Origin of the sequence: Nocardiopsis sp. L17-MgMaSL7 (assembly GCF_003182025.1) — a bacterium.
GTDB lineage: Bacteria > Actinomycetota > Actinomycetes > Streptosporangiales > Streptosporangiaceae > Nocardiopsis > Nocardiopsis prasina.
Genome location: NZ_QGTF01000003.1, coordinates 262,952 through 279,244, shown reverse-complemented (window position 1 = coordinate 279,244; position 16,293 = coordinate 262,952). Strand labels below are relative to the sequence as shown.

The window sequence follows — 16,293 nt, the reverse complement described above, 5'->3', positions numbered from 1 at the left end:
CCGGGTTCTCCGGGTTACCCGAAGCCGATTACCGACTGGTAGGTTCGCGTAGTTACCCATCGGTAGAAAGGAGTGGAGAGCCGTGCACGAGGGCGCACTGAACCGGCTCAGACCCGTCCCCCACAGCCGATTCCGGCTCTTCGTCCTCCACCACGCGGGCGGCTCCCACCTGGGCTACCGGGGCTGGGTCCGCCATTTCCCCGACGACTGGGAGATCTGCCTGCTGGACGCGCCCGGTCGCGTCCGCAGCGCCCACGAGCCGCCTCTCCGCGACGCCGAGGCACTGGCCGAGCGCATGCACGAGGTGGTCCGCCCCGAACTCGACCGGCCCTTCGGCCTCTTCGGGCACAGCATGGGCGCGCTCGTCGCCTACGAACTCGCACTCCGTCTGACCGACGCGGGGACCCCGCCGCGCTGGCTCGGCGCCTCCGCCTGGAGCCCCGCGCCCGGTCCCGAACGCGCCGCGCCCCGCCACCTGGTCTCCGCCGACCGCCTGCGCGAGACCATCGCCCGCATGGGCGGCACCCCCCGACGCGCTCTGGACGACCCCGACCTGTGGTCCTACGTGGAGCCCCTGGTCCGCGCCGACCTGGAACTGGTCGACACCTGGAGCCCGACGCCCAGGGGCCGACCGCTGAGGGTCCCGCTGTCGGTCTTCGGCGGTGCGCAGGACCGGGGCATGACCCCGGAGCGTCTCGCGGGCTGGTCCGAGCACGTCGAGGGAGGCTTCGCCCACCACACCCTGCCCGGCGACCACTTCTACTTCACCGGCCGCACCGCCGAGGTGGTCACCCGGATCGCCCAGGACGTGGAACCCCTCCTGGACTGATCCGCCCCCGCCCCACGCGGGGCTGCGGATGGCGGGGCGGTCGGACCCTCGCCCCCCGACCGCGTTCAGCCCGCGGACCGCGTTCCGACCGCGAACACGTAGCCGGGGCCGTCGGCGGACAGCCCCACCGTGTCTCCCAGCCGCGCCCGCACCGAGCCGTCGCTCTCCACGACCTCCAGCCCCGCCGCGTCCAGATCGCCCAGCGCGGCCGTGCGCTCCTCGTGCGGGCCGTCGGCCAGGTGCACCAGCACCACCTGCTCGCCGAGCGTCCGCAGGAACGTCATGTGGTGCTCGCCCGCGTCCAGCCAGCGCAGCCCGCCGCCCTGGAGCGCGGGCAGGTCCCGGTGCAGCGCGAGCAAGCGGCGGTGGGAGTCCAGCACCCTCCGGTCCCAGTCCTGGGGGCGGTGCCAGGGCATGGTGCGCCGCCCGTTCTCACCGTCGCGCCCCTCCAGCCCGATCTCGTCCCCCGCGAACACGAAGGGAACACCCGGCAGCGCGGCCTGCGCCGCCACTCCCACCGCCTGGCGGAGCGGATCGCCCACCACGGTGCGAAACCGTGCGGAGTCGTGGGTGCTCAGGGCGTTGACGCTGTGGACGCGCACCCGCCAGGGCAGCCCCGCGTTGGTGGCCCGCATCGCTCGCACGGCCTCGATGGCGCCGCTCCTCGGAAGTGGCGCCGACGTGTGCGTGGCCGCGTACCGGACCCCTTCCGGGCCGGTGTTCAGCCAGGCCCACACCGGCCGCGTGAACCCGGCGTAGTTCATCACCCCGTGCCAGCCGTCGTGGCGGGTGTCGGGGCCCGCGTCGTAGAAGTGCTCGGCCAGCAGCCATGCCTGGGGCGCGGCCTCGCGCACACGCGCGGCGATCTCACCGGACACCTCGTGGTTCACGTCCTGGGCCCCCAGGCGGCCGGTCATGTTGGCCACGTCGATCCGCCAGCCGTCCAGGCCCTCGTCGCCGCCCAGCCGCTCCACCAGGACGGAGTCGTCGGCCCCGTAGACGCGCTCGCGCAGAGCGGCCGAGGAGTAGTCGAGCTTGGGCAGCGTACGCACGCCGAGCCAGCTCACGTAGGAGTCGGGGTGCTCGTCGAAGTAGTAGTACCCGGCCTCCTCCGAGTCCGGGTCCGCCTTGGCCGTCCGGAACCACTCGTGCTCGTCGCCGGTGTGGTTGGTGGTGAGGTCGCCCATCACCCGCATGCCGCGCGCGTGCGCCTCGCGGGTCAGCGCGCGCAGGGCTCCGTCGCCGCCGAGCAGCGGGTCCACCTCGTCGAAGCTGGAGGCGTCGTAGCGGTGCGTCGACCGGGCCGGGAAGAAGGGGGTCAGGTACACGACCCGGGCGCCGAGGTCGGCCAGGTGGTCCAAGTGGCGGCGCACGCCCTCCAGGGTGCCGCCGTAGTACTCGCCGGGGGCCGCCGGGCCGGAGCCGGAGGGTTCGTCGTCCCAGGCCCGGGGAGTCGCCCACTCGGGGTGCTCGGTCGGGGCGTCCACGGAGTCGTCGTCGCGGGCGAAGCGGTCCGGGAAGATCTGGTAGACGGTGGTCCCCGGGACCCAGGCGGGCGGGTTGGGCGCGTTCACCAGCCGGAAGTCGGCGTCGTCGGTGACCTCGTGGTCGTGGGCGCCCGCCTGGTTGAGCCAGGTGTAGCGGCGCTCGCGCACGATCGCGAAGCGGTAGGGGGTCACCACGGGCTGGAGGGGGATCTCCACGACGAACCAGCTCACCCCGTTCGCGGCGCCCTCCAGCGAACCCTCCACCAGGCCCGCCTCGCCGTCCTCCACCACGTACGCGTACACGGAGTCCGCGCCGCCGGGGACCCGCACCCGAAGCCGTGCCCGGTTCCCGTCGAGGATCACGTGGTCGGGGGAGCCGTCGTGGTGGGGGTCGTGGCTGAAGAGCATGTGGGACTCCAGGTACCGAAGGAAAGTGCAAGTCACATCATGGCAAGAAAACGTCGTCGATGCGAAAGTTCTTACGCAGTTCTCTTGCGGGACCGGAGATCCGTGCGGTCCCGGACCGCTTCCTCGCTCCGGTGGTCGGGGAGGAGTCGCAACGGACCCAGTCTCTTCGGTCGCCCCCCTGTCCCGCCGGATTCTTCCGGGTTACCGTTGGTATATGAGCCTTGAGCTGCCAACCGAAAGACTCCTGATCAGGGAGTGGGAGCTGGGCGATGCCGACGCGGCCCTCCAGATCTACGGGGCCGAGGAGGTCGCGCACTGGCTGACACCGGAGTGGCACCCGGTGACCGACATCAGCGCGATGCGCTCCGTGCTCCACGCGTGGATCGAGGCGGGACCGAACCTCATCCCACCCGCCGGGCGCTGGGCGATCATCAACAAGAAGGACGGACAACTGGTGGGAGGGCTGTCCCTTAAGCTCCTCCCGCCCTTCGAGGAGGACTTCGAACTCTCCTGGGTGCTGCGTCCGGACGTGTGGGGGCAGGGCTACGCCACCGAGGCGAGCCGGGCCATCATCGACTGGGCCTTCCGCCAGGGGATCGAGGAGGTGTTCGCGGTCGCGCGCCCCCGCAACGAGCGGGCGCTCGCGGTGGCTCGCAGACTCGGGATGGAATGGGTCGGCGAGACCGAGAAGTACTACGACATGCGTCTCCAGGTGTTCCGCATGCGTCCCAGCTGACACTGGACGACGGCCGCCGCGGCAACGGGCGGCCCCACGGGCGCGGCCCGACGGAGGAACGCTCCGCCGGGCCGCGCCCGTGTCCGGGGGAGTGCGGGTCAGGACAGGAGCTGGCTGATCCGCTCGACCTCCTCCTCGGACAGTCGGACGGCGGCCGCCGCCGTGTTCTCCTCCAGGTGGGACACCCGCGAGGTGCCCGGGATCGGCAGCATCACGGGGGAGCGGTGCAGCAGCCAGGACAGCGCCAGCTGGACCGGGCTCACCCCGTGGTGGGCCGCGATCCCGGCCAGCGGGGAGTCGGCCGCCGCCATCTCGCCGCGGCCGACCGGGGCCCACGGCAGGAAGGCGATCCCGTCCTTCTCGCACTGCTCCAGGACGTCCTCGGACTGACGGAAGGACGGCGCGTACTGGTTCTGCACCGAGGCGATCGGGGTGATCGCGCGAGCCGCCGACAGCTCGTCCACACCCACCTCGCTCAACCCGATGTGCCGGATCTTGCCCTCGCTCCGGAGCTCGGTGAGCGCACCGAGCTGGTCGGCCAGGGGCACGTCCGGGTCGATCCGGTGCAGCTGCATCAGGTCGATGCGCTCCACCCCCAGGTTGCGCAGGCTCAGCTCCACCTGCTGCCTGAGGTACTCCGGGCGCCCCAGCCGGTGCCACTGCGCGGGGCCGGTGCGTACGAAACCGGCCTTGGTGCCGATGACCAGGTCGTCCGCGTACGGATAGAGCGCCTCGCGGATCAGCTGCTCGCTGACCTGTGGGCCGTAGGAGTCGGCGGTGTCGATGAAGTTCACCCCGAGCTCGGCGGTCCGGCGCAGGACGGCCAGGGCCTCGTCGCGGTCGCGGGGTGGTCCCCACACCCCCTCGCCGACGATCCGCATGGCCCCGAACCCCAGACGGTGGACCGGCAGGTCCCCTCCGAGGAGGAGGGTGCCCGCCTGCTCTGCGACGTGGGGCGTGGTGTGTGCGTCGGTCACTGTCTTCCTTCCGCTGCGGCACGACGGCCGGGTCCGTGCCATGGTGCCAGGTCGGCGCGGGTGGGGCCGGTGTCCGCCGTCCCGTGTCGCCCTCGGCCGGGGACCGCAGGATTCCAGGTGGCGCCGGGGCGCGCAAGGAACCCGGGACCCGGTGGGGGCGTTCTGGTCGGGGTGACTACCGGAAGGCGTCGAGGTGGTCGGCGACCCACCGGGCGTAGGTGCGCCCGGGGCGGCCGATGACCCGTTGGTAGTCCGGGGACACGTACTCGTCGGGAGTCGGATCGGTGTCGGTCCCGTCGTCCTCGGGGCCGGGTTCCCACAGCAGCCAGTCGCAGAGCTCGGGCGGGACGCCCCGCGCGAGCCACAGCTCGCGGGCCTCGGCCAGGGTCAGCGGCACGAAGGTGATCTCGCGCCCCAGGGCCCGACTGATCACCTCGGTGCGCTGGGCCGGGGTGAGGGACTCCGGGCCGGTGATCTCGTAGGCCCGGCCGTGGTGGCCGTCCTCCAACAGGGTGGCCGCCGCCATGTCGGCCATGTCGGCCTCGTGAACGGGCGCCCCGGGCTCGTCGCCCCGGGGAGCGCGGACCACCCCCTCGGCTCGGACGGAGTCGGGAAGGGAGTCGAGGTCGTTGACCATGAACTCACCGCCGCGCAGGTGGGTCCATTCCAGCCCGGAGCGCTCCACCGCCTCCTCCACGGGGCGGTGGTGCTGGTGACCGTGGTTGTGCTCGGTGTCGGCGCCGGGGGCGGTCTGGACCGATGCCGAGGAGATCAGGACGATCCGTCGCGCCCCGGCGTTCCGGATACGGTCGACGACCTCCTCGGCCGTCTCGGGGTGGGGATAGAGCATGACCGCGTCCACCCCGTCGAAGACGCCGTCCAGGGTCGCGGGGCGTTCGAGATCGCCCTCGACGGGTTCGACGCCCTCGGGGAAGACGCGGTGGGCGGGGTCGCGGCTGAGCGCCCGGACGGCGGCACCGCGTTCGATGAGTCTCGGGACCACCAGGGAGCCGACGGTCCCGCTGGCTCCGGTCACCAGGACGCGCACGGGGGTTCCTCTCCAGAGATTGTGGGATTGATGTCTATCATAATGGGACACTGGTGTCCCATAAAGAGTGGCGGGGTTCCGTTTTTGGTGCGAACGGTAGGTTGGCGCCATGACGAGCACCGAGAGTCCGAGGACGGGTGTACGTGCCCGGACGCGGGGGGCGATCCTGCGCGCCGCCGCCACCGTCCTGGCCAACGACCGCAACGCGCCGCTGTCCGAGGTCGCCGAGGCGGCGCGGGTGGGACGCAGCACCCTGCACCGCTACTTCCCCGACCGCGACGTGCTGCTCGCCGCCACCTACGAGGAGGCGCTGTCGGAGATCGGGCGGGTCATGGACGAGGCGCGCGTGGAGGAGGGGTCCGCCCAGGAGGCCATGCGCCGGGTGGTCGCCGCGCACGTGGAGGTGGGGGACTGGGTGGTCTTCGCCTTCGGTGACACCGCCAACGAGGTCTTCGACGACGCCCCGGACGCCACGGAACCCGAGCCCGAGATCCTCACGGGTCTGGTGCGCCGGGGGCAGGAGGAGGGGGCGTTCGACCCCGACGCCGATCCCGCCTGGGCGGTCCAGGTCCTGTGGGCGCTGGTCTTCACCGGGCTGGAGCGAGCCTCGCGGGGGCAGATGCCCCGGCACGCGGTGGCCCCGGCGGTCGTGCGCACCCTGGAGCGGGGGATCGGCGTCCGGTGGTGATCGGGGATGGAGGGGTGATCGGCGTGGTGGGACTCAGCGGCCGCGCCCCGGGCGGGTGGACGTGTGCGCCTGGAGGATCGGCGCGGACAGGGCCACACGGTGCTCCCCGCAGCGGCAGCGCTGGTAGGTGACCATGCCCTCACTGGTCGAGTGGGTGGAGTCGGTGGTCCAGCGGTGTTCGTGCTCGGTCATGGCCCCAGTCTGGTGTAATGGCATTATGCATCTCAACCCTTACGGTCAGGGTCCCCTCTCCCTGGCGGTGGACCTGGCCAACCGGCCGTGCTCCGAGACCGCCGACCTGGAGCGCCGCTGCGCGGAGGTGGGCTTCCTCCTGGAGCGCGCGGTGGGGGAGGACGACCTCGCCCGGGTCCACGACTTCCTGACAGGGTGGGCCGCCGTCGTCGACAGCGCGGACCCGACCACCCGCGCCGACTGCCTCAACGCCCTGCTCACCGAGTACTCCAGTCCGCCGAGGCTGACCGACCACGCGGGCACCGGCTGGCACCTGCACTACCGCCCCGACGACCTGCCCGCGCACCGGCAGATCGCCTCGCTGATCGCCGTGGGCACCGCCCTGCACCTGACCGGACGTGGCATGCACCGGCTGGGCCGCTGCGCCGCCCGCGGCTGCGCACTGGTCTACGCCGACTTCTCCCGCAACGGCCGCCAGCGGTACTGCTCGCCCGCCTGTGGCAACCGCGACGCCGTCCGCCGCCACCGCGCCCGCGTCGCCGACGATACGGAAGGGGCCGATCCCGCGCTCTGAATCCGCCCGCTCGCGGACGGGCCGCACGCCGAACCGCAGGGCGGACGTACCGCCCCACCAGCGAGGATGTGAGACTGGTGCGATGCAAGAAGGTCTCCCGCGTTTCGACGCGAGCAGCCAGCGCGCGCTCGCGGAGCTGCTGGTCCGGTTGGAGGAGGGCGAACACCCGTCCACGGACGACGTCACCGCTCTCCTCGGCCCCGTGGACGACGCTCTGGTGGAGCGCGTCAGGAGCCTGTCCGCACGCCTGACCCGCCTCCGGCGCCGCGAGGGGGAACTCTCGGCGCTGATCGCGAGCACACGCGACCTCGTCGAGGTCCGTGACGTGGAACCACTGCTCAGGCGGCTGGTCGACCGCGCCCACGACCTCGTCGGAACGGACGTCACCTACCTGTCCGTCCACGACAGGGACACCGACGAACTCTTCGTGCGGGCCAGCCGGGGCACGGTCTCCCCGCGCTTCCCGGGTCTGCGCGTCCCCGCCGGGGCCGGGATCGCGAGCCGGGTGGTGCGCACCAACACCCCCCAGTGGACCTCCGACTACGGGGTGCGGGACGACTTCGACCGCGACCCCGGGATCGACGCCGCCATCGCCGAGGAACAGCTGCGCTCCCTCGTCGGGGTGCCGATGTCCGCCAACGGCGAGATCCTGGGTGTCCTCTTCGCCGCCGACCGCGCCTCACGCCCCTTCGCCCGGGAGGAGATCGCCCTGCTCTCGGCCTTCGCCGACCAGGCGGCGGTCATCCTGCACACGGCCCGTCTGTTCGCCGCCGCCACGGAGGCGGCGGAACGCGCCGAGCGTCACGCGGAGGCCATGGCCGCCGCCGCGCGGGTGCACGAACGGCTGACCGCACTGGTCCTGTCCGGGCACGGTCCCCGCGAGGTGGCCCTGACCCTCGCGGAGTCCCTGGGGCGCACCGTCGCCATCGCCGACCGCGATCACCACGCGGTCACCCGTACCTCCGAGGTGGCCGCGGGCTGGTGGCCGGACGGGCGACTGGCCCCCGCCGCCACGAGGGCACTCGCTCGCAGCCGCGAGTCCGGCCACTGCGTTCCGGTGGAGGGGCCGGGGCCGGAGGTGGTGGTCGCGGTCTCCGCGGGAGCCGAGCTGCTGGGCATGCTGCTGGTGGGGGAGGGCGACGGCGTCCTCAGTGACGTCGAGCGCCGCACCGTCGAACGATCGGGGCAGATCCTGGCCCTGCTGACCATGCAGAGCGAGGCCGTAGCCCACGCCGAGGAACGGGTGCGCGGTGAGCTCGCCCTCGACCTGTTCTCCGGCACGGCCGACACCGACACCCTCCGCCGCCGGGCCTCGGCGCGCGGCATCGTCCTCGACCAGCCCTGGACCGTGGTCGTCGTCCCCGTCCCCGACCGCCACCGGCACGCCCTGCACCGGGCCCTGGCCGTCCACCAGGGGTGGATGGCCGCACCGCAGGGGGAGGGGGTGAGCGTCCTCGTCCCCGGAAGGAACCCCACCGCCGCAGCCGAACAGGTGGCCCAGAGGGTCGCAACGGCCACGGACGCGCCAGTCCTGGCGGTGGGCTCAGCAGTCGGAACCCTCCCCGGCCTGCCCGCCGTCCTCACGGAGGCCTGGGAGTGCGCCGCGTTCCTGCCCGCCCTGGGCGTGCGCCGGGGCGCCTTCGAGGTGGACGACTACGCCCCCTACCTGGCGATGTTCGGCACCGACGGGGGTCGCGCGCTGACCTTCGTCGAACGGATGATCGGCCCCGTCGTCGCCTGGGACGACCGGCACCACTCCGACCTGACCGGGACCATCACCGCGCTCGCCGCGAACGGCGGGAGCGTGACCCGCGCCGCGCGCGCCCTGTACGTCCACCCCAACACCGTCAAACAGCGTCTGGAGAGGATCACCTCGTTGCTGGGCGAGGACTGGCGGTCCGCCGACTCCATGTTCCGGGTGACCGTGGCCACCCGCCTCCACCTGCTCGGACGGGGCGGGAAGTGACAGGTTAACCGTGGGTTTCCTGTCCGTTTCGGACATGTCCCGGGGGTGAACGGCGCTGCTTGGATGGACCAATCCGCAGTGACGTACCCCACATCGGGGGCGCCCCTTCCCTCAGGAGTGAATCCACACGTGGTGCAAACCAGCAGGTTGTCCGGTTTCCGTTCCCTCAGCGTCCAGGAGCGGCGCGCGAGCCTGGCCTCCGTCAGCGGCCTGGACGCGACCGTGTTCGACGCCCTCGACGAGCACGGCTTGAGCGTGGCGGCGGCCGACCACATGATCGAGAACGCCGTCGGCGTGATGGGTGTCCCGGTCGGCGTCGCCACCAACTTCACGGTCAACGGACGCGACGTCCTCGTTCCGATGGCCACCGAGGAGCCCTCGGTGGTGGCCGCCGCCAGCAACGCCGCCCGCATCGCCCGGGTCCGGGGCGGGTTCAGCACGAGCTCGACCGGCCCGGTGATGCAGGCGCAGATCCAGGTCGTGGACGTGGCCGACCCCGAGGCCGCCCGCCTGCGCGTCCTGGAAGCCCGCGCCGAACTCGTGGCACTGGCCAACGAACAGGACCCCCGACTCGTCGAGGTCGGCGGTGGCGTGCGTGACCTCACGGTGCGCACGGTCAGGGCGTTCGAGGAGACCTACGTCGTGGCCCACCTGGTGGTCGACGTGCGCGACGCCATGGGGGCCAACGCGGTCAACACCATGGCGGAGGCGGTGGCGCCCCGCCTGGCGGAGGCCGCTGGCGGCCGTCCGGTCCTGCGCATCCTCACCAACAAGGCCGACCTGCGGCTCACCCGCGCGCGGGCCGTCCTGGACACCGAGGCCCTCGGGGGCGAGGCCATCGCCACCGACATGATCCACGGTTACCGCCTGGCCGCCGCCGACCCCTACCGCGCCGCCACCCACAACAAGGGCATCATGAACGGTGCCTCCGCCGTCGTGCTGGCCACCGGCAACGACACCCGAGCGGTCGAGGCCGGAGCCCACTCCCACGCCGTCGACGCCGACGGACGCTACACCTCGCTGTCCACCTTCGAGCGCGACGCCGACGGCAACGTCGTGGCCACGCTGGAACTGCCCACCCCTGTGGGCCTGGTCGGCGGCGCGACCCGCACCCACCCGGCCGCCCAGGCCGCCGTCGCCCTCACCGGGGTCGCCGACGCCACGGAGCTCGGTGAGCTCATCACCGCCGTGGGGCTGGCCCAGAACATCGCCGCGGTGCGCGCCCTCGCGGGCGAGGGCATCCAGCGCGGCCACATGTCGCTGCACGCCAGGAACATCGCGGTCGCCGCCGGAGCGAGCGGTGACGAGGTGGACCGCGTCGTGGCCGTCCTCGTCCAGGAGAAGGCCATCCGACAGGACCGGGCCGAGGCGGTCCTCGGCCAGCTGAGGGGACGATGATGACCGAACCCACGACGGAGCAGGAGGAGGACGGCGGCCGCCTCCTGGAGATCTGGGGCGACACCGTCGACTCCCGCCACACGATCTGGGCGATCGCCCTGGGCATCGGTCTGACCGTGCCCCTGTACCTGGGGGCGGAACTGCTGTTCTCCCGCCTGGTCGACGACCAGACCGTCGCCGGGACCTACGCCCTCCTGGTCGGACTCGTCGGCTGTCTGCTGGCCGGGTTCGGCGGGGCGCTGCTGTTCCCGCCCAAGCGCGTGGTCACCGAACACGCACCCACCGAGCAGAGCAGGCGGGCCGCCATGGACGCCGTCGAGGCCGACTACGGCCCGCTCGGCGACCCCACCGAACTGTCCGAACCCGTGCAGAGGGAACTGCGTGCGCTCGGACTCTTCGACGACCTGCTGGCGCAGCACCGCCGCCGCAGCGAGGAGCAGAACCCGTGAGTCCCGAACTGCTGACCGACGCCTCCTGGGCCCTGGGCATGGGCCTGATCGGCGCCGTGGTCTTCGCTTTCATCGGCCTGGCCTCCTACACCGACGAGACGGCCACGATCGCGCCGCTGACCCTGCTGGTGGTGCTGCTCGGCGTTCCGCCCGCCGGGGTGTTCACCTTCTTCATGGCGGGGATCGTCGCCAAGCACATCACCCACGCCATCCCCACGGCCCTGTTGGGCATCCCCGGCGACACCCTCGCCGTGCCCATGCTCAGGGACGCCCAGCTGCTCCGAGAGCTCGGCGTACCGCACATCGCGCTGCGCAAGGCGATCTCGGGCGGCGTGATCGCCGCCTTCCTGTCGGTGCCCCTGGCCGTGCTGTTCGCGTGGGCGCTGAGCCCCTTCGCCGACGCCATCGGCGAGGCGGCGCCGTGGATCTTCGTGGTCGCGGCCGTGCTCATCGCCTACACGTCCAAGGGCAAGCTGGCGGCGGTGCTCGCCCTGGTGCCGTTCGTCCTGCTGGTCGTGGGCATGCAGGCCTTCGTGTCCCAGACGACCGGGGGGACGCTGACCATCAGCTTCTTCCTGGGCATCGCCACCGGGCCGCTGATCGCTGACCTGTTCCTGTCGCTGGCGCCCTCGGGCCGGGCCACGCTGCGGCGCCGCGCCCGTCGCCGCTTCGACCTGGCCCCCGACACCCGGACCTGGTCCGGGCGCCTGCCCAACCCGCTCAAGGTGCTGGACCGCAAGCAGGTCGCCTACACGAGCGCCGCCGCCGGGGTCTCCAGCGCGACATTCGTGTTCTCCCCGGTGGCCATGACGGTGCTCATGGGCGAGATCGTCGGTGCCCGGATCAAGAACGGGTACCACCGGCTCACCACGGTGATGTCGGTGCGCAACGGCACCACCGAGTCCACCTACATCGCCGAGACGCTGATCCCGCTGATCGCGCTGGGGCTGCCGCTCTCGCCGATGGCCGCCGGACCGGCCGCGCCGCTGTTCAACGCGCCGCCGGTGCACACGGTCAACACCGAGACCGGGGAGACGCACAACCTGCACGACCTGATGTCCAGCGGCGAGTTCCTCGTCTACGGACTGCTGGGCGTGATCATCGCGTCCGTCATCGCCTACCCGTTCGCGATGACCTACGCGCACCGGGCGGCCTCGTTCGTCATGCGCCGGATCTCGCACGAGGCGATCATCGGCGCCTTCGCCGGGCTGATCCTGGTGATCTGCCTGTACGAGGGCGGCCTGCTCGCGGTGGGCGTGACCCTCACCGTGGGCCTGGTCGGCGGACTCTTCGGCAAGATGTTTAACATGCACAGCGGCGTGCAGTTCATGGGCTTCTACGTGGCGGTCCTGACCGTCCCCCAGCTGCTCGCTCTGGCGGCCTGAACCGCAAAGGAAGCTCCGCGGCCCGACCCCGTCCTGGTCGGGCCGCGGAGCCGTGTCCGGGGTCAGTGCGCGGCGTCGCGCCGGGCCACGGAGGCGAGGTCGGCCTCGATGCGCGCGGTGGTCTCCAGCAGGACGGGGAGCAGGTCGCGACGCACGTCCTCGATCGAGGCGCGGTTGGCGTGCGCGGACACGTTGGTCGCGGCGATCACGCGGCCGCTGGCGTCGCGGATCGGCGCGGCCAGTGAGCGCAGCCCCTCCTCCAGTTCCTGGTCGACGATCGCGTACCCCTGCTCGCGCACGCGCAGGATCTCCGTCCTCAGCGCGGCGGAGCTGGTGAGGGTGAAGCGGGTCAGCGGACTCAGCTCGACCCGGTCCAGGTAGGCGTCGAGCTCGGCGTTTCCGTACCCCGCCAGCAGCACCCTGCCCATGGACGTGGTGGAGGCGGGGAAACGGGTGCCCACGGCGATGGACACTGCCATGATCCGCGAGGTCGCCACACGGGCGACGTACAGGATGTCGTCTCCCTCCAGGACCGACACCGAGGCCGACTCGCGCACGGTGGCGGACAGGTCCTCCAGGTGCGGCTGGGCCACGTCGGGCAGCCCGGCGGAGGCCACGTAGGCGTATCCCAGCTCCAGCACGCGCGGTGTGAGGGCGAACTTCCGGCCGTCGGTGCGCACGTACCCGAGGTCGCCCAGGGTCAGCAGGAAGCGGCGGGCGGCGGCCCGGGTGAGGTCGGTGGCGCGCGCGACCTCGCTGAGGGTCATCGACGGGCGCTCGGCCGAGAAGGCGCGGACGACCATGAGTCCCCGCTCCAGGGACTGCACGAAGTGTGCGCCGCGTTCGGGGGCGTCTTCGGTGGTCATGGGGCCTTCCAGGTCCGGGTGCGGGGATGGCGGTCGCGCCGCTTCGGGTCACGGTCATCGCGATGTTCTCATACCGAACAGCTGGGCCGTGCCTTGACCCTTTTTGTGATCGGCGCTAACGTCATTCCCAATTGTTCGCACTGTGAACATCAATTCGCTATACGAACCGGAGGGTCGCCATGGCCGTGCCCCTGGACGAGGCGGTCCGGCAGCTCATCCACGACGGCGACACCGTCGCTCTGGAGGGGTTCACCCATCTCATCCCCGTGGCCGCCGGGCACGAGATCATCCGCCAGGGTCTGCGGGACCTGACCCTGGTCCGTATGACGCCCGACATCGTCTACGACCAGCTCATCGGCGCCGGATGCGCGCGTCGCCTGGTCTTCTCCTGGGGTGGCAACCCCGGTGTCGGCTCGCTGCACCGCTTCCGTGACGCGGTCACCCGCTCCTGGCCGGTCCCGCTGGAGATCGAGGAGCACAGTCACGCGGGGATGGCCAACCGCTACGTCGCGGGCGCCTCCGGTCTGCCGTTCGCGGTGATGCGCGGCTACGCCGGCACCGATCTGGTCGAGCACAACCCCCACATCAAGACCATCACCTGCCCCTTCACCGGGCAGGAGCTGGCCGCTGTGCCCGCGCTCAACCCCGACGTCGCCGTGATCCACGCCCAGCGGGCGGACACCCGGGGCAACGTCCAGCTGTGGGGCATCACCGGCATCCAGAAGGAGGCCGCTCTGGCGTCCGATCGGGTCCTGGCCACCGTGGAGGAGGTCGTGGAGACCCTCGACCCCGTCCCGGGTCAGGTGATCCTGCCCGGCCGGGTCGTGGACGCCGTCAGCGTCGTTCCCGGCGGCGCCGCCCCCTCCTACGCCCACGGCTACTACGAGCGGGACAACGCCGCCTACCGTGCCTGGGACGCGGTCGGGCGCGACCGTGAGGCCTTCACCGCCTGGCTCGCCGACCTCACCGCGGGCTCACAGCCTCCCTCCGCCCCTCCCGCCACCTCGTCGCCCGAGTCCCCGGACAGCGACACCGAGCCCGTGGGGAGAGGCGCGTGACCACCGAGACCTGGACCTCCGACGAGATCATGACCGTCACCGCCGCGCGTTCGCTGCGCGACGGTATGGCCTGCTTCGTCGGCATCGGCCTGCCCAGCACCGCCGCGAACGTGGCCAGCCGAACGCACGCCCCCGACCTGTGGATGATCTACGAGTCCGGCACCCTGGGCGCCTCCCCCGACCACCTGCCGCTGTCCATCGGCGACGGGATCCTGGCCGACACCGCAGACACGGTGGTCCCGGTCCCCGAGGTCTTCAACTACTGGCTCCAGGCCGGTCGTATCGACGCAGGGTTCCTCGGCGCGGCGCAGATCGACCGGTTCGCCAACATCAACACCACCGTGATCGGGGACTACGCGGACCCGAAGGTGCGCCTGCCCGGAGCGGGCGGCGCCCCCGAGATCGCCGCCTCCTGCCGCGAGGTCATCGTGGTCATGCGCCACAGGCCCCGCGCGTTCGTGGAGAAGGTGGACTTCGTGACCTCGGTGGGCCACGGATCGGGCCCCGGCGACCGCGAACGGCTCGGCCTGACCGGGGCGGGGCCGGTCCGGGTCATCACCGACCTCGGTGTCCTCGAACCCGACCCCGCCACACGCGAACTCACGCTGGTGGGACTGCACCCGGGTGTGGAACTCGCGGAGGTCCACGAGGCCACCGGCTGGGACCTGCGCGTGTCCGACGACCCCGTCCGCACTCCCGCGCCCACCGACACCGAACTCTCCGTGCTCCGCTCCCTGACCGGCGCGGCCTGAACCACCCGACGGCCCCACCCCCTCGCCGCTGGAGACCCCGGGCCCCGGCCGTCCCCCGGGGCCCGCTCCGAAAGGAAGGACCGCATGTCCACCACCTCCGACGGGCCCGGGTCGCACCCGCGCGGATACGTGCGCGACCACGGCTCCCACCCGCCCCTGGACTACCCCGGTTACGGGAGCACCGCGCTGCGCCACCCCCAGCGCCCGCTCACCCTGCTGCCGCACACGCTCACCGAGATCACCTCACCCGTTCTGGGCGAGGACCGCCTCGGCGCCCACGACCACGACCTCACCCGCCAGCACGACGGCGAACCCCAGGGCCAGCGCATCATCGTCCACGGTCAGGTCCGTGACAGCGACGGCCTCCCCGTGCCGCACAGCCTCGTGGAGGTCTGGCAGGCCAACGCCGCCGGACGCTACCGCCACACCGGTGACAACTGGCCCGCCCCGCTCGACCCGAACTTCTCCGGCGTGGGGCGCGTCCTCACCGACGCACAGGGCCACTACCGGTTCGTCACCGTGCGGCCCGGTGCCTACCCCTGGAAGAACCACCGGAACGCCTGGCGCCCCGCCCACATCCACTTCTCGCTGTTCGGACGGGCCTTCACCCAGCGGCTGGTCACCCAGATGTACTTCCCCGACGACCCCCTGTTCTTCCAGGACCCCATGTGGCAGTCGGTCCCCGACGAGCGGGCCCGCGAGCGCCTGCTGGCCCGCTACGACCACGACTCCACCCAGCCCGAGTGGGCCCTGGCCTACCGGTGGGACATCGTGCTGCGCGGACGTGACCAGACCCCGTTCGAGTCCGAGGAAGAGGTCCTGGAGGACGACGAATGACACCCCGACCCACCGCCGACCAGGTGCCCACCACCCCGTCCCAGACCGTCGGCCCCTACCTGCACATCGGCCTGCCCTGGCCGGACGGCCCCTTCGCTGTCGCCGAGGGCACGCCCGGCTCCGTCCGACTGCGCGGCACCGTGTACGACGGCGCGGGCGCACCGGTCACCGACGCCCTGGTCGAGACCTGGCAGGCAGACCCGCACGGGCGGTTCGACCACCCGGACGACCCGCGCGGCGCCCGCTCCCTGCCCGGCTTCCGGGGATTCGGCCGCTGCCCCACCGACACGGCGGGCTCCTACGAGATCCTCACCCTCAAGCCCGGACCCGTCCCAGGGCCGGGTGGTGAGCAGGCACCCCACGTCGACATCTCCGTCTTCGCGCGCGGCATGCTGCACCGGGTGGTCACCCGCCTGTACTTTCCCGAGGAGGAGGCGGCCAACGCGGCCGACCCCGTCCTGCGCTCCGTCGCCGACCCCGCCGACCGAGCCACCCTCGTCGCCAGCCAGGAGGAGGGCGGCTACCGCTTCGACATCCGCCTCCAGGGCGAGGGGGAGACGGTCTTCTTCGACGTCTGACCCGAGACCCCCGCCGCCCCATCGGCTCCGACCCGCTCCGCCGCCCCACCCGACCCAGTGAGGGA

17 protein-coding genes are annotated in these 16,293 nt (G+C 72.2%); 12 read left to right on the top strand and 5 right to left on the bottom strand.

Going from position 1 to position 16,293, the window contains the following annotated elements; translation table 11 throughout:
- The first annotated feature begins 82 nt into the window (after positions 1 to 82).
- Positions 83 to 829 (top strand): thioesterase II family protein, encoded by a 747-nt coding sequence (locus BDW27_RS06580; protein ID WP_110048619.1) that lies wholly within the window; start codon positions 83 to 85, stop codon positions 827 to 829.
- A 65-nt stretch (positions 830 to 894) separates the two neighbouring features.
- Here BDW27_RS06580 and BDW27_RS06575 read toward each other — a convergent pair whose 3' ends face one another.
- Positions 895 to 2,724: a glycoside hydrolase family 13 protein gene (locus tag BDW27_RS06575; RefSeq protein WP_017543518.1), complete on the bottom strand. Its 1,830-nt coding sequence runs from the start codon at positions 2,722 to 2,724 to the stop codon at positions 895 to 897.
- Positions 2,725 to 2,938: 214 nt separating this feature from the next.
- On the opposite strand from BDW27_RS06575, the gene BDW27_RS06570 reads away from it, so the two are divergent.
- On the top strand, positions 2,939 to 3,460 hold the full coding sequence (locus BDW27_RS06570) for a GNAT family N-acetyltransferase (protein WP_110048618.1): 522 nt from the start codon (positions 2,939 to 2,941) through the stop codon (positions 3,458 to 3,460).
- A gap of 98 nt (positions 3,461 to 3,558) precedes the next feature.
- Here the strand turns inward: BDW27_RS06570 and BDW27_RS06565 are convergent, their stop codons facing one another.
- Positions 3,559 to 4,437, bottom strand: coding sequence for an aldo/keto reductase (locus BDW27_RS06565; protein ID WP_110048617.1), 879 nt, complete (start codon positions 4,435 to 4,437; stop codon positions 3,559 to 3,561).
- 175 nt (positions 4,438 to 4,612) lie between these two features.
- On the bottom strand, positions 4,613 to 5,485 hold the full coding sequence (locus BDW27_RS06560) for an NAD(P)H-binding protein (protein WP_110048616.1): 873 nt from the start codon (positions 5,483 to 5,485) through the stop codon (positions 4,613 to 4,615).
- A gap of 109 nt (positions 5,486 to 5,594) precedes the next feature.
- Between BDW27_RS06560 and BDW27_RS06555 the strand changes: the two genes are divergently transcribed.
- Positions 5,595 to 6,173: a TetR/AcrR family transcriptional regulator gene (locus tag BDW27_RS06555; protein ID WP_110048615.1), complete on the top strand. Its 579-nt coding sequence runs from the start codon at positions 5,595 to 5,597 to the stop codon at positions 6,171 to 6,173.
- Positions 6,174 to 6,206: 33 nt separating this feature from the next.
- Here BDW27_RS06555 and BDW27_RS27410 read toward each other — a convergent pair whose 3' ends face one another.
- Positions 6,207 to 6,365, bottom strand: a complete 159-nt coding sequence (locus tag BDW27_RS27410; RefSeq protein ID WP_199560559.1) for a hypothetical protein — start codon at positions 6,363 to 6,365, stop codon at positions 6,207 to 6,209.
- A gap of 25 nt (positions 6,366 to 6,390) precedes the next feature.
- Between BDW27_RS27410 and BDW27_RS06550 the strand changes: the two genes are divergently transcribed.
- The 5 genes from BDW27_RS06550 to BDW27_RS06530 all read left to right on the top strand — a co-directional run bounded on the left by BDW27_RS06550 (position 6,391) and on the right by BDW27_RS06530 (position 12,137).
- Positions 6,391 to 6,939 carry a CGNR zinc finger domain-containing protein gene (locus tag BDW27_RS06550; RefSeq protein ID WP_110048614.1) on the top strand — a complete coding sequence of 183 codons (549 nt, stop codon included), beginning with the start codon at positions 6,391 to 6,393 and terminating at the stop codon, positions 6,937 to 6,939.
- A gap of 82 nt (positions 6,940 to 7,021) precedes the next feature.
- Complete coding sequence (locus tag BDW27_RS06545) at positions 7,022 to 8,905, top strand: helix-turn-helix domain-containing protein (protein ID WP_110048613.1); 1,884 nt, start codon at positions 7,022 to 7,024, stop codon at positions 8,903 to 8,905.
- 129 nt (positions 8,906 to 9,034) lie between these two features.
- A complete protein-coding gene (locus tag BDW27_RS06540; RefSeq protein WP_110048612.1) occupies positions 9,035 to 10,303 on the top strand; it encodes a hydroxymethylglutaryl-CoA reductase, degradative in 1,269 nt (422 codons plus the stop codon).
- Positions 10,303 to 10,752 carry a hypothetical protein gene (locus BDW27_RS06535; RefSeq protein ID WP_017543509.1) on the top strand — a complete coding sequence of 150 codons (450 nt, stop codon included), beginning with the start codon at positions 10,303 to 10,305 and terminating at the stop codon, positions 10,750 to 10,752. Before BDW27_RS06540 ends, BDW27_RS06535 begins: the two co-directional genes overlap by 1 nt.
- Positions 10,749 to 12,137 (top strand): tripartite tricarboxylate transporter permease, encoded by a 1,389-nt coding sequence (locus BDW27_RS06530; protein ID WP_017543508.1) that lies wholly within the window; start codon positions 10,749 to 10,751, stop codon positions 12,135 to 12,137. Before BDW27_RS06535 ends, BDW27_RS06530 begins: the two co-directional genes overlap by 4 nt.
- A gap of 62 nt (positions 12,138 to 12,199) precedes the next feature.
- Here the strand turns inward: BDW27_RS06530 and BDW27_RS06525 are convergent, their stop codons facing one another.
- Complete coding sequence (locus tag BDW27_RS06525; protein ID WP_110048611.1) at positions 12,200 to 13,003, bottom strand: IclR family transcriptional regulator C-terminal domain-containing protein; 804 nt, start codon at positions 13,001 to 13,003, stop codon at positions 12,200 to 12,202.
- 179 nt (positions 13,004 to 13,182) lie between these two features.
- Between BDW27_RS06525 and BDW27_RS06520 the strand changes: the two genes are divergently transcribed.
- The 4 genes from BDW27_RS06520 to pcaG all read left to right on the top strand — a co-directional run bounded on the left by BDW27_RS06520 (position 13,183) and on the right by pcaG (position 16,228).
- On the top strand, positions 13,183 to 14,061 hold the full coding sequence (locus tag BDW27_RS06520) for a CoA transferase subunit A (RefSeq protein WP_110048610.1): 879 nt from the start codon (positions 13,183 to 13,185) through the stop codon (positions 14,059 to 14,061).
- Complete coding sequence (locus BDW27_RS06515) at positions 14,058 to 14,813, top strand: CoA-transferase subunit beta (protein ID WP_110048609.1); 756 nt, start codon at positions 14,058 to 14,060, stop codon at positions 14,811 to 14,813. Before BDW27_RS06520 ends, BDW27_RS06515 begins: the two co-directional genes overlap by 4 nt.
- A gap of 84 nt (positions 14,814 to 14,897) precedes the next feature.
- Complete coding sequence (gene pcaH / locus BDW27_RS06510; RefSeq protein WP_110048608.1) at positions 14,898 to 15,650, top strand: protocatechuate 3,4-dioxygenase subunit beta; 753 nt, start codon at positions 14,898 to 14,900, stop codon at positions 15,648 to 15,650.
- Entirely contained in the window at positions 15,647 to 16,228 is a 582-nt protein-coding gene (pcaG, locus tag BDW27_RS06505) for a protocatechuate 3,4-dioxygenase subunit alpha (RefSeq protein WP_110048607.1), read from the top strand. Before pcaH ends, pcaG begins: the two co-directional genes overlap by 4 nt.
- The last annotated feature ends 65 nt before the right edge of the window (positions 16,229 to 16,293 follow it).

Bases quoted from the DNA above. Each gene is read 5' to 3' on its own strand.
- BDW27_RS06520 (WP_110048610.1), top strand. From the start codon at position 13,183: ATGGCCGTGCCCCTGGACGAGGCGGTCCGGCAGCTCATCCACGACGGC.
- pcaH (WP_110048608.1), top strand. From the start codon at position 14,898: ATGTCCACCACCTCCGACGGGCCCGGGTCGCACCCGCGCGGATACGTG.
- BDW27_RS06525 (WP_110048611.1), bottom strand. From the start codon at position 13,003: ATGACCACCGAAGACGCCCCCGAACGCGGCGCACACTTCGTGCAGTCC.
- BDW27_RS06555 (WP_110048615.1), top strand. From the start codon at position 5,595: ATGACGAGCACCGAGAGTCCGAGGACGGGTGTACGTGCCCGGACGCGG.
- BDW27_RS06575 (WP_017543518.1), bottom strand. From the start codon at position 2,724: ATGCTCTTCAGCCACGACCCCCACCACGACGGCTCCCCCGACCACGTG.
- BDW27_RS06545 (WP_110048613.1), top strand. From the start codon at position 7,022: ATGCAAGAAGGTCTCCCGCGTTTCGACGCGAGCAGCCAGCGCGCGCTC.
- BDW27_RS27410 (WP_199560559.1), bottom strand. From the start codon at position 6,365: ATGACCGAGCACGAACACCGCTGGACCACCGACTCCACCCACTCGACC.
- pcaG (WP_110048607.1), top strand. From the start codon at position 15,647: ATGACACCCCGACCCACCGCCGACCAGGTGCCCACCACCCCGTCCCAG.
- BDW27_RS06535 (WP_017543509.1), top strand. From the start codon at position 10,303: ATGACCGAACCCACGACGGAGCAGGAGGAGGACGGCGGCCGCCTCCTG.
- BDW27_RS06570 (WP_110048618.1), top strand. From the start codon at position 2,939: ATGAGCCTTGAGCTGCCAACCGAAAGACTCCTGATCAGGGAGTGGGAG.
- BDW27_RS06550 (WP_110048614.1), top strand. From the start codon at position 6,391: ATGCATCTCAACCCTTACGGTCAGGGTCCCCTCTCCCTGGCGGTGGAC.